Here is a 12,508-nt window from a genome sequence, read left to right as displayed (position 1 = left end):
GGGATCCCCATCTCACGCACCCGTCCCAGGAATTCGTTGTCGGGGAAACGGGCGTTCACGAAGGAACCGACAACAACCTTGAACCGCGATCGGTCCATGGCGCCGGCAAGGCTGAGAACCACCTTCTCGGCCCCTCCGAAATGCGCCGGCGCGATAAGGTGCAGCACGGTGATCGGCTTTTCTGAAGGTTCGCCCGTCATGTCTTCCTGGAGATCGTGAGGGAAGGCCTGCCTTTTCGCCAACCCGCCACTCTTTTTACGGCCCGCGCCGGGTTGCCCGCGACGAGGGTGAAGGGGGCGACATCCTTGGTCACCACGGCACCGGCGGCCACGACCGCTCCCTCGCCTATGGTCACCCCCTTGAGGACCATGGCCCGGCAACCGATCCAGACCCCGTTTCCGATCGTCACGGGCCTGACCAGTTCGGGACCGTTGTCGGTCGAATGGTAGTCGCGGTCCATGATGACACAGTCCCAGGCTATGATCGCCCCATGGCCGATATCGACGAGCCTGCCGGCGTGGATCTCCGTCCTGTCGCCGATGGAGCAGTTCCGGCCTATCCTGATGCGGGCCCTGTCAACACCGCCGCTCCCCCGGCAGGAAAGCTTCACCCCCGGCCAGAGGTCGGTCATATCGCCCACCGATATGGTCCCGTCGCGTCTCATTATTCGAAGCCTGCCACGCACCGACACCAGGGCGCGCCGCTCAAAGCTCAGGCACGAGACGACATACCCCCGCGCGAAGCGAAGGGCGGCCGAGGCGACCTGAAAGGGGGACCTGTGTCTCAGCTTTGTCAGGAACTCTGCTGGTCTCATCTATTCCCAGACGCCCTCCAGCGAATCGTGGGACCGGGGATGGAGCGTCTTCTGTCCCACCATCTTTGCCAGGAAATCGAGGCCGAAGGTGAAGAAGGGCAAGGGGTCCCTGAAACAGAGATCGTCGAAGGCGATCTTTCTGCCAAAAAGTCTGAAGTACTCTTTCAGGAACTCCATCTTGTCGCCCGCGCGTTTCAAGGCCTCAGGAAGGGTCCTGAGGTCCCCCCACACCCATCGCGTGACGACACCTTTCCTGAAGCCGTCGATACCAGGTGTGTCGCCGTCGCGGGCCAACGTGTAAAGCAGATAGGGAAAGTCCACGCCGCTCGCGATGCCCTGCACCAGGGAACCCCAGAGACGCGGGTTGATGTCGATGAGGTGGGGTACGCCCGTTGCCTCATCGACGATGAAATCCGCCTGGCATATCCCGTGCCAGGCGAGCCTCTCCAGCAATCTCCTCAAATGGCCCACCGCGACGGGGTTATCGACGCTCACCCTCAGCGTCGCCTGCCCGCCGGTGAAGGGAAGGTCCCTCAATTGCCTGTAGACGACATGGGCTTTCAACTCTCCGCGGCTGAAGAGCATCGCCACGCAATGCACCGTCCCGTTTATCTTTTCCTGAACGGAGAACCTCTCCCAGGGACGCCCGAACCAGGTATCCCCGGAAAGGATGTTCTCGAGTTCCCTTTCCGTCGCCGCCTCCCTGATACCCCAGGCACCCCCGCCCTGATTGGGCTTCACGAGCACGGGGTAAGTCAGAACCGCGGCCTTCGGACCCGCCCTCCTCAGCTCCTCGGCCGCGAAGGTCCGCGGCACGGGCACGCCGAGCGACTCCGCCAGCGGCATCCACCTGTCCTTGTTGTGCGCGGTCAGGACCTGGTCATAATCGGGGATGGCCACGCGGACGTGCCGGGAGATCTCGTCCTTGTATTTTGACAGGAGGAATGTCTCCTCGAACACGGGTATGAGCACTTCCGCCTTGAGGCGCCGCGCGTTCTTGACGATTGACGCGATGAAGCCCGCCTGGTCCCTGAACGGGGACGGGTAGATGAAGTGGCCCCTCGAAAAGCGTGAGGCAAAAGACATGGACAGCGGCACGAAGTCGGCGGTGTAAACGGGTATCCCCTTCCCGCCGAGGCTCCTGACAACGGTGTAGGCGATCCTGTTCTTCGCGTTCGTGACGATGGCACTCATGGTGTACTCACTTGGATGTGCGGATCCTTCTCTTAAGCATGTTGCCCGCGTGCTCCCTCCATTCCTCGAAGAAGGGTCTGGGGTCCCTGGGATCGAAGATCGCGAAGGACATCCTGCCCAGATAGGGGCGCAAATATTCCCGGATCGAGAGTCTTTCCATTCCGTGGTTAAGTGCCGTGTGGAGGAGGTCTTTGTACAGGTGCACCCAGTAGACGTTCTCCCTGAAGGAGTGCACCCGTATCTTCTCATGCCGGACAAGGTCCGCGTATTCGATATAGGGAAAGTTGATGCCGCATGAGGTGCACAGGGCCGTATAGAATATGAACCTGGGGTTGATCTCGATAAGTTTGTACTCGCCGTCACGGGGATCGTATTTCCACTCGATCTCTGAAAAACCATGGTAGCCGAGCTCTCTCAGGAGTTTGCGGCTCTGTTCATCGACATCCGTGATCCTTTCGCTTTTCGTCACCCGTCCCTGGCCGTATCTCGGCGGGTCCTGCCTCATTTTCCTCGATGTCATGGAGGCGAGCATCTCTCCCGACCGATCGATGTACGAAGCGAACTGGACCATCTGTTTGCTGTCCGGACCGGGAATGATCCCGCATATCATCATGCCGAAGGCATCACCGGTGAAGTTGCCGGTGAGGTCCCTGTACACAGCCTCCAGCTGCTCGAAGCATTCTATCTCGAGCAACTTGAAGCCGAAGCGCCTTATGAAGACGTGGGCCCGACCCGGTTTCAGGAGACAGGGAAACTCTATTATGTCCCTGAGCCTGCACAGATCTTCAAGGGACCGCGCGTGGAAGGTCTCGGGGACGGAGATCCCCAGCCGGCGCGCGTTCTCGTAGAGGACTCTCTTGTCGAGGATGCCTTCGATGACATCGAGGCCAGGCGTGGGGATGATGTAGTATCGCGACAGAATGCCCTTGTACCTCGCCAGGAATTCGACGCCGTAATCCTTCGTGGGTATGATCAATGTGCCTGACCACTTTCGCCCATTCTTCAGGAGATAGACGAGGAGGCGCTCCGGCTGTTCGATGAAGCACGGGACCTCGATGCGGTCGGCCACATATCTCGAATGCCTTCCGATCTCCTCGCTTTCCTGGTCGTAGATGACGATGGATCGTACACCCCGCCTGCCAAGTGCCCTCATCACCTGGTATCCCAGGCCCGTGGCGTTAAGCAGGATGACCTTGTCCCCCGTCGATGAAATATGCTTCGCGGTATGCAACGATCACCCCATGAACAGACGCGACCAGGTCTGGAGCGCCAGGACGCCCATGAGCAGCGTGGCCCGGTCCGGCAGGCCGGCCTGGTGTTCTCTTCTCAGCCTTTCGACCTCTTGCGCGTCGAAGAGCCCCACCTTTCTTATGTCAGCCTCCGAAAGCGCCATCTCCGCCCAGTCCGGAAGGCGGCTTCTCATGAGCCAGGTTTCGTAGGGTGCCGCTAGTCCCTTCTTCCTGCGCAATCTCGCCCCCTCGGGTACGATACCCTTCACCGCGTTCCTGAGGAGGAACTTCTCGGTAAGATCGAAATAGGTGCCGTCGATCTTCAGACGAAAAGGGACTGACGCGCAGAATTCCCACAGCCTGTGATCGAGAAAGGGTACGCGCGCCTCAACGGAATGTGCCATGCTCATCCGGTCCAGTGAGTGGTTGATGTCGTCGACCATGCGCGTCCGCGACTGCAGCCAGAGCATCTGGTCGGGCAGGGGCCGCCCCGCCACGGCCGGCAGGTGGTCCTTCCACGAATCGAGCAGTGGTGCGCCATTGCTCCTTAACGCCTCGGAGACCTCGCGGCAGAGCAGGCGCTCCTTGGTCTTCGGGTCGCCGATGGTGAGCCACGCGCGGTACTGGTCCTGTGCGTCGCCGCGCCCCTCCCGCAGAACCCTGTACATCCCCATGGCTCCGGCGCCGCGGGAACGAAAGAGCAGACCCTGGGCCACTATGGCGCGCAGGAAAAAAGGCAACTTCAGAAAGGGTCTCGCCCAAACCTCACCGCGGTGCCAGTGGTAACCCGCCAGCAGCTCATCGGACCCCTCGCCGGTGAGAACTACCTTGACGCCGCTTTGTCTCACGGCCCTGTGCATGTGGTATTCCGTGACGAACACCGGCTCCGCGAGAGGCTCCTCGAGGTAATAAAGGGCCTCGGGATAATCATCCATGCTGTCCCTGCCGAAAGCGACGGGGACGTGGTCCGTTCCGAGAGCGGCGGCCGTCTCCCGGGCGGCATCGGCTTCGTTGAGACGCCAGCTGTCGAAGCTTATGGATATGGTCTTCAAGCGGGTCGCAAGAGACCTCTGCGCGAAGGCGGCTATCGTCGCCGAGTCTATCCCGCCCGACAGGAGTGCCCCGAGAGGCACCTCGCTCATAAGGTGCATCCCGATGGATTCCGCCAGAAGTTCCTTGAACTCCTCGGTCAGCTCCTGAACGGTGGTGCCGTTTCCCCCGCTGTAGGCAAGCTCCCAGTACTTTCTCATCCTGATGGTCCCGTTCCTGACGGTAAGGAAGTGCGCCGGAGGAAGCTTCTTTATCCCCTGGCAGATGGTGCGTGGGTTCGGAACGAACCCGACGGTGAGAAAGGCATCGACTGCGGCCATGTCCATTCGGCAGGACATCCCCGATTGCAGCAGGATACCGCGGATCTCGCTGGAGAAGTAGAGCCTGCCCCCTTCTTCCGCATAATACAGGGGCTTGATCCCCATGCGGTCCCTGCACAGGAAGAGAGCGCGCTCGGAGCTGTCCCAGATGGCGAAGGCGAACATCCCCCGCAATCTCGAGAGGCAGCCTTCCATACCCCACTGTTCGTACGCGTGAACGACCGTCTCCGTGTCCGACCTCGTCCTCATCCTGTGCCCGCGCCCTATGAGCTCTTCTCGCAACTGCAGGTGGTTGTATATCTCGCCATTGAAGACGATGGATATGGCGCCATTCTCGTTGGACAGGGGTTGATGCCCACGTGCGACATCTATGATGCTCAGGCGGCGCATCGCCAGCCCCACCTGCCCGTCGGTGAAAGCCCCCGAATCATCGGGCCCTCTGTGCAAGAGGGCGTCGTTCGCCCTTATGAGCCGGGCCGGCTCCGGCGGCGTCCCGCCGTTAAGGTTCAGAATACCGGTGATGCCACACATGCTGCCTCCTTCCAGGCGATGATCCCGAGAACGTTCATCATGGCGACACCCCGTTTATTCCGAACGGGGAGGTCTTTGTGTTCCTCCACCTCCTGATCACATTGCCCGCGTGCTGCTTCCACTGTTCGAAGAAGGGTCTGCAGTCCCTCGGATCGAATATGGCGAAACACTTCTTCCCCAGGTAGGGTCTCACGTAATCCCTGAGCGACAGGTCCTCCAACCGGTGGTTCAGCACAGTGTGGAGGGCGTCCGCGTATTCGTGGATCCAGTAGACGTTCTCCCTGAAGGAGCTGATCCTGATCTTCCTGTCGAGAACGAGGTCCGCGTACTGGATGTACGGGAAATTGATGCCGCAGGCGACGCACAGTCCCGTGTAGAATATGAACCGGGGATTGATCTCTATGAGCTTGTACGTCCCGTCGCGGGGGTCATATTTCCACTCTATCTCGGAAAACCCGTGGTAGCCGAGTTCCCTGAGAAGCCTCAGGCTTATCCCATCCACGCCGTCGACCCTCTGGCTTATCGCCACCCTCCCCTGCCCGTACCGCGGCGGGTCCTGCCTGAGCTTTCTCGACGTCATGGAGGCAAGCACCTCTCCTGCTCTGTCCATGTAGGAAACGTACTGAATCATCTGCCTGCTGTCGGGACCGGGGATTATGTCACATATCATCAGTTCGAACCTGTCGGACGTGAAGTCCTTCGTCAGTTCCCTGTAACGCCTCGTAAGGTCGGTGAAACTGTGGACCTCGAACATCTTGACGCCGAATTCCCGTATGAACAGGTGCGCGAGCCCCGGCTTCAGGAGACAGGGGAACGTGAGAATGCCCTCCAGCGAGCGGAGCTCCTCCATCGACCCCGGCGAATGGATGGCCGGCACCCCGATGCCGATGTGCCGGGCGACGGCGTAGAGCGACTTTTTATCCACGACGGTGTTCACGACATCGAGGTCGGGGGTGGGGATGACGTAGTGGGCCGACAACCTGTCCCTGTTGGCGGCGAGGAATTTGACCCCGTAGTCGTCGGTGGGGATTATGAGTGTTCCCTTCCATTCATCCTTCCTGTCGAGGAGGAAGTCGGTCAGGACGCCCTGCCTGTCAAAGTAGCCGGGTATCTCGTGGGTCTCTATGACGTGCTTCGAGAACTGGGCGATCTCGTCGGGCTCATGCCCGTAGATCACGATGCTTCCGATACCCTCCGCTGCGAGGGCCTTCACGACCTGGTACCCCAGTTCGCGCGCCGTCAGAACGATCACCTTTTCCATAGCTTTCCCATCCTCCCTTGCCTTACGAAGCGCATGGCCTTCCCCACGCTGAGCTTTCTGAAGAAAACGGGCCAGTACAGGGGATGCGTCAGAATAAGAGGGAGGGTGTACCGGGCAAGGATCATCCTCCTGCCCGCCTCGTTGAGTTCATACGCCGACTCTCTCACCTGGCCGTTCATCCGCTTGAGCATATCGTCAAAAAAAGATGCGAGAGACGCGGGCAGCTCAGCCGGCAGTGTTTCCTCGCGGTACACGGGATACACTCCGGCGACCTCGTAGCCCGTCCTGTCGAAGACCACCCTCACGTACATGCCGATCTTGCACTCGGGACGCTGGAAGAGAACGTTCTCCCTGCAGTCCTCGTAGCGTATACTGTAGGGCAAGCTCGCGTACTCCTCCCGGGGCGTGAAGATAAAGTTCCCCAGGGAGTAGAATATGTGTTTCCCCTTATAGACCTCGTAGCCCTGCGTCACGTGAGGGTGGTGCCCGATGATGAGGTCGGCGCCCTGGTCGATGAGCCTCCTTGCCGCCTCCTGCTGGTCAGCGTTGATGAAGATGTTGTGGTCATCACCCCAGTGGAGGAACATGATGAGAAAATCGCAGTCCTTCTTCAGGGAACCCACATCAAGATCGCGGAGGTCCCTGGAAAGGTGGCCGCAGAACTGCGTTTCCACCCAGTTGACCGCCGCCATCCCCAGGGTGATACCCTTCGCGGTCACGCGGCGATACTGGGACAGCGCCCCGTGGTCGATGCCGAAGGCTCCGATCCCCGCGTTGTCGAGAAGACCCCGCGTTTCATCGAGGCCCTCCTCAAAGAGGTCGAAGATATGGTTGTTGTTGAGGCTCACATGGGTGAAACCAAAGTCCGTGAGGATACGGAGGTTCGACGCGTCCGACCACAGGGGGATCTTCCTCGTGTCCATGGCCGCGGGCGGCTCCAAGACAACGGGACATTCCAGGTTACCGACGACCAGGTCGGCCCCCCTGAACTGCCCGGAGAGCCCCGGGTCGGGAGAGGCGGTCACCACCTTCGCGCCGGGCATCACATCACCTGTGAAGATACAATCGATCATCGCTCACACCATCCTTCCACGCGCTGCGGTTCCCCTCGAGAGGGCCGCCGCGACCTTCCTGAAGAGCTTTCCGTAGAATTCGAAAGGGCCCGCGTTCCGCGAAACGTTGACATTCCTGCAGGAATTCACGAAGAACCTGAAAGTGGCGAAATATCCGGCCCTGAGGTTCCCGTCGCGCAGGAAGTCCGCCTTTCTCAACGTTCTGTGCGTATTCTCGTTCCAGTTCATCGTAACCAGAAGGAGCCTTCTGGAACCCCCCCGAAGCAACACCCTGCCCGCCTCCGCCAGGATGGACGGGGTAATATTTCCGCCCCTGTATTCCTGGTCCACATAGGCGTTGTAAGCATACACGTCACCGTCTTTCAATCGCAGCGTCGCATCGATCTCCCTGATGTGCTTGTCGACGGTGCTGAACCATATGTACCCGGCGATCCGGTCCCCGTCCTCGCAGACGAAGCAACGCTCTCCGCTGCGCAGGCGGTCGTCGACGTCCTTCATGCCGAAGGCCGGCTGAAAGGTGGTCTCCCGCGTTCCCTGGAGGGCCAGACCCCGCTCGAAGGCCGCGCGGTCACGCGGGGTTAGTTCCCTGAAGAGGAGACCTCCCGCTGACCTGACACAGAGGGAGGCGACATCCCGCATCGACCTCTCGTAGAGTACCATTGTCGTCAGTGAGAACATGTGCCGCCTGATCTTTGGCAAGAAACCCGCCATGTGTCTGTCCCGGCCTCCCGTCTACTCGTAGAAGGTAAGGCCGTACCGGGCGAAGAGTGACCTGTTCCTCGGCGTCAGAAGCCCTCCGTTCGTGGCCTGGATACCCGTGGTTCCCCACTCTATGTTCCCCTCGATCACCACCGGGCCGGCAGGGCAGACCGCGAGGTCCCACCCGATGGCCTTGAGCTCGCTGAAGACCTTCTGGGCCTGTGCCGCCGTCTCCTTGACCTCTTTCCAGTAAGGGACCTCAAAGCCCTCGAAGACGACACCCGTGAGGGGATGTCTTTTCAATTCCTCCGCCGGCGAGGTCTTTTGAAAACCCCTGTCTTTCAGCCTGCCCGTCTCGAGGTCAACCCCCACCACCACCCCTCCCAGAGAGAAATTGTCCACTGCCGTCCTGTCAGAGCTCGTCCTCAGCATCGCAGCGAGGAACTCCACTCCGCCCTCGCGGGTCAGAAGGGTGATAACGCGTATCGTGTTCAGGGAAAAGGGGTTCATGCTTTCCAAATGCGGGTGCTGCCTGATCACTTCCTGGATGATGAATTCTCCTTCCGGGAGGTCCGCGGCGGCCCGGGGGTGACCTTCCGGACGTGACGCGGGTCTTAACTCTATCTCCCGGCCGTTGCGGCGGGCAAAGTAGATACCTTTCCCCTGCACACCGTGCCGGGGTTTCAGGATCGCTGTGTCAATTCCCTTTTCATCCATGATCTTCGCGAGGCACGAGTCGTCGCCACCGGGCAACCCGCCGGTGCACATGCCATGGAGTTCGGGAACGGGTATCCCGTGATACCGGCAGAGACAGTGGAATAGGTGCTTATCGTTCACGAGGGAACTGTAGCTGTCGTTCCACAGGCTTTTGTAGAACCTGTGCTTCAGAAGCGGCGCGACGGTCTCATCCATGTATTCCCTGAAATCCTTCCGGCTCCTTGATTGGAACTGGAAAAGGTGATAGTTCACGGGCATGACCTTGAGGACGAAAAAGAGGTACAGGTGATCGAGAACGATGGCGGACCGGGATTTCCCCGGGGGGGCGCCGCCGTTACGGGGCCGCGCGATCCCCCGGAGAAGCCCCGGGAACTGTGCGAAATGGGACGAGTAGTGATGGATGGACCTCAGTATGTCTATCATCTTAGCGAGGGCGGCTTGAGGCTGAAGTTGATCATCTCGTGGGTATTCTGGATCGTGTTGAGATGCGTCAGGATCGCATCGTCGGTCATCCCGCTCAAGTAATCCTGGAAGTAGTTGAGTGCCGTGTAGAGGTCCGTATCGCTCGTCGTGCAGATCAGCATGCCGCGGTGGAAGGTCCCCGCGTAGTAGTTGCAGGAGTTGCAGGAACCGTAGAACAGGCGGGCGTACTTGAGGTCGCTCGCACTCACCCCGGTGTTGCCATACAGGATGGTCTTGTCGTAGAAGCCGCCGAAACCCGAAAAGTGGGGCTTGTAGCGGTACACGTTGTCCGCCATGACGATGGCGTCTATGGAGAAGCTCTGGACATAGTCGGATTTCGTCTTTGCGCTGCTGCCGTTGGCGGACGTGACCGTGAGCGTCACCGGGTACATGCCCGCCGTCAGGAAGGAGTGGATGGGATTCTGCTGAGTGCTCGTCGTGCCGTCACCGAAGTCCCAGAACCAGCTCGTGGGGTTCCCCGAGCTCTGGTCGATGAATTCGAGCGGTGTCCAGCCGGTGACGATGCGGTTCTTTGCCGCGAACTGGGCGCTCAGGGTGGCCGTCCGGTCCACCGCGATGAGGCCCGTCTTGATCTCCGTGTCCTGTGCCCCCACCGTATCGGTGACCGTGAGACTCACCGTGTATATGCCCGGGCTCGTGTAGATATGCTGGGGGCTGCGCGCGGTGCTTGTCGTGCCGTCGCCGAAATCCCAGAACCAGGCCGTGATGTTCGCGCCGGCGCTGGAAGATTCCTGGCTGTAATCCGTAAGATCAACCGTGAGAGGCGCCGAACCCGTTATGGCGCTGACGCCGAACTCGGCCTGAAGCATGTTGGTGAGACCCGTAAGGGAGGTGAACATTACGGCATCGGCGATCACTCTTCCGTTCGCGTTGTCCGTCAGCTGGACCGTGTAGCTGCCCTTGCCGAAATAGAAGGACCCCAGGGTGTACCCGCCTGACGGTGCCGCCGCGGTCTGGTCGACCTCGACGTCCGTATAACCGCCGTAATGCTGCACCCTGTAGACAGCGTTCGAGGCGTTGCCGCTGCCCGACTGCCATGAGGCCGAGACCTTGTAGAATCCGGCGGTCTTCACCACGATGGTCCACGTCGCCGAGTTCTCGCCCGTGCCGGCGGCATGGTACTGGTAATTGTAGCCCATGTACTCGATCTTCGTCTGATCGCTCTCCTTCGCGACCGGCCAGGTGCCGACAAGATCGCACCGGTTGTAGTCCGTGGCATTGTTGGTGATGAAGTACCCGGGATTGAGAGTGGGGTCGGGCGCGAGACCATCGGCGGAGTACCAGGCGGTCACACCGGAATCGGGGAACCTCTCCAGGTAGCTCCCGTCGGAGAGCTCGATCTTGTAGAGAGTGGGATCTCCGTCGATCTTGTACGTCAGGTAGTAGTTGTACGGGGGAATCCCCTCGGAGAAGGTGTAGGGCATGATGCCGCTCGTCCCGTCCTTGAAGACGGGCAGCCAGTTGGGATACGCCTGACCGTACTGGACGCCGTCGATCTTCACCGATACCATGGGGGTTGAGGTGTGTGTGAATCGGTCATCGTCTATGTAGTAGACGTCGTCCATCTGCTGCACATAGACCTCGTTGCCCTGTGCGAAGGATCCGCCAAGGCCGAAATTGGAGTGACCATTGAAGATGATGTGCGCGTCCTTCTCTTTCAATGCCGACATGAAAGCCGAGGGTGTGGTTATGAAGCGGGTGGTGAAGGTCCTCCCCACGGAGGCGTTGCTGTACACCCAGGCATCGCCGACCTGGGTCGCCCCCAGGTTCGCGAGGATTATCTTCGCGTTGTTCGCAAAGACGGCGTCCTTGGCGTACCCGTCGACGAGATAAATGTTCTCCTCGACCGGGACCGTGTGGATATACTGGGACATTGTCTTCGTATAGGAACCCGCCGGGTTGGATACCGTGAGCGAAACCGTGTAGTAGCCAGCGCTCGCGTAGACGTGAAAGGGGTTCCGCTCCGTGCTCGTCGTGCCGTCGCCGAAACTCCAGAGCCACGACGATACCATTCCGAGGCTCTCGTCGGTGAACTGCACGGTCATGCCTGCATTCCCCTCGACCACGTCGGCGGAAAAGCCCCCCGCGGGGACGGTCGGCCCGGTCTTGAGAAGGCTGACGGCATCGGCGCAGGTGCTCGAGGGACTTGCCTGGGAGGTGATCGTTATGTTGTAGGTCACGCCGGCGGCAAATTCATAGACGCCGAGACTGTTCCACTGCCCCGCGTTCTCGAGCTGATTGACGGTGACCGTTTTCGGCCCCCCGGCATAGTTGATCGCAACGGGTACCGACGAGCTCCGCGTCGACGATGTGGTCCACCACATGGAAACGTCATAGTAACCTGCTGAAGGGGGAGTGAACGACCAGGTGAAGGTCGCCCCGTCGCGGGACCACACGGAGTCCGTGCCGTAGTAGCCCGTTGCGGTGGATGTGGACCAGGCTCCGGTCTTCGATGTCGCGGCATCGGTGTTGTCGATGATGACCACGACATTGAGGTCCTGAAGGACAGGCCGCGACCAGACACCATTCTTGCCCCTGACCTTGAACGTGATGGTATGCGCCCCGGCGCTGAGAGTGGAAAGCGTCACCGAAGACCCGGACCCTATGACACCGTCAATGGAGGAAGACCATTCGTACGCGGTAAGCGTGCCGTCGCCGTGTCCGGTCAGGGTGACAGCCCCGCCGAGCCTGGCCGGACTCGGGGAGATGGAGTCTATGTAAGCCGTGGGCATGGTCTTCTTGAGAGTGAACTTCAGCGCGTCGGCACAGGTGCTCGCCGGGTACGGGCGGGAGGTCACAGTGATGTTGTAGGTCACGCCGGATAGAAACACCAGGGAATCGGCCAGCGCGTTCCACTGACCCGCGTTCTCGAGCTGATTGACGGTGACCGTCTGCGATCCGTCGGCGTGATCGATCACGACGGGGATGGCCGCGCCTCTCGTCGAGGTCGTGGTCCACCACATGGCGACATCGTAGATACCCGACACCGTCGGTGTGAACTGCCACGTGAAGGTCGCCCCGTCGCGGGACCAGACCGAGTTGGTTCCGTAGCAGCCTGTCGCGCCTGATGCTGACCAGTAGCCGGTGCGCGACGTTGCGCTGTCGGTGTTGTCGATGACAACCTCCAGGGAAGGCTC

The 12,508-nt window shown here is 60.3% G+C and carries 10 protein-coding genes; all 10 read right to left on the bottom strand.

Annotated features, from left to right (window positions below):
- Positions 1–200: glycosyltransferase (locus tag GXX82_06400; protein ID NLT22660.1), on the bottom strand; the 200-nt coding region annotated here is incomplete at its 3' end.
- Positions 197–664 (bottom strand): acyltransferase, encoded by a 468-nt coding sequence (locus GXX82_06395; protein NLT22659.1) that lies wholly within the window; start codon positions 662–664, stop codon positions 197–199. The genes GXX82_06395 and GXX82_06400, both read right to left, overlap by 4 nt.
- 150 nt (positions 665–814) lie before the next feature.
- Complete coding sequence (locus GXX82_06390) at positions 815–2,008, bottom strand: ATP-grasp domain-containing protein (GenBank protein ID NLT22658.1); 1,194 nt, start codon at positions 2,006–2,008, stop codon at positions 815–817.
- Between the two features lie 7 nt (positions 2,009–2,015).
- Positions 2,016–3,239 carry a hypothetical protein gene (locus GXX82_06385; GenBank protein NLT22657.1) on the bottom strand — a complete coding sequence of 408 codons (1,224 nt, stop codon included), beginning with the start codon at positions 3,237–3,239 and terminating at the stop codon, positions 2,016–2,018.
- A gap of 3 nt (positions 3,240–3,242) precedes the next feature.
- The gene (gene asnB / locus GXX82_06380; GenBank protein ID NLT22656.1) at positions 3,243–5,138 is read right to left on the bottom strand and encodes an asparagine synthase (glutamine-hydrolyzing); all 1,896 of its coding nucleotides are present in this window, start codon (positions 5,136–5,138) and stop codon (positions 3,243–3,245) included.
- Between the two features lie 37 nt (positions 5,139–5,175).
- On the bottom strand, positions 5,176–6,399 hold the full coding sequence (locus GXX82_06375; protein NLT22655.1) for a hypothetical protein: 1,224 nt from the start codon (positions 6,397–6,399) through the stop codon (positions 5,176–5,178).
- Entirely contained in the window at positions 6,387–7,472 is a 1,086-nt protein-coding gene (locus tag GXX82_06370) for a CapA family protein (GenBank protein ID NLT22654.1), read from the bottom strand. Before GXX82_06370 ends, GXX82_06375 begins: the two co-directional genes overlap by 13 nt.
- 3 nt (positions 7,473–7,475) lie before the next feature.
- A complete protein-coding gene (locus tag GXX82_06365; protein NLT22653.1) occupies positions 7,476–8,183 on the bottom strand; it encodes a GNAT family N-acetyltransferase in 708 nt (235 codons plus the stop codon).
- A 21-nt stretch (positions 8,184–8,204) separates the two neighbouring features.
- Positions 8,205–9,311: a hypothetical protein gene (locus GXX82_06360; GenBank protein NLT22652.1), complete on the bottom strand. Its 1,107-nt coding sequence runs from the start codon at positions 9,309–9,311 to the stop codon at positions 8,205–8,207.
- Positions 9,308–12,508: PKD domain-containing protein (locus GXX82_06355; GenBank protein NLT22651.1), on the bottom strand; the 3,201-nt coding region annotated here is incomplete at its 5' end. The genes GXX82_06360 and GXX82_06355, both read right to left, overlap by 4 nt.

This window comes from Syntrophorhabdus sp. (assembly GCA_012719415.1).
Taxonomy (GTDB): Bacteria; Desulfobacterota; Syntrophorhabdia; order Syntrophorhabdales; family Syntrophorhabdaceae; genus Delta-02.
The sequence above is the reverse complement of the archived record's forward strand: the minus strand, read 5'-3'. Positions and strand labels throughout refer to the sequence as shown.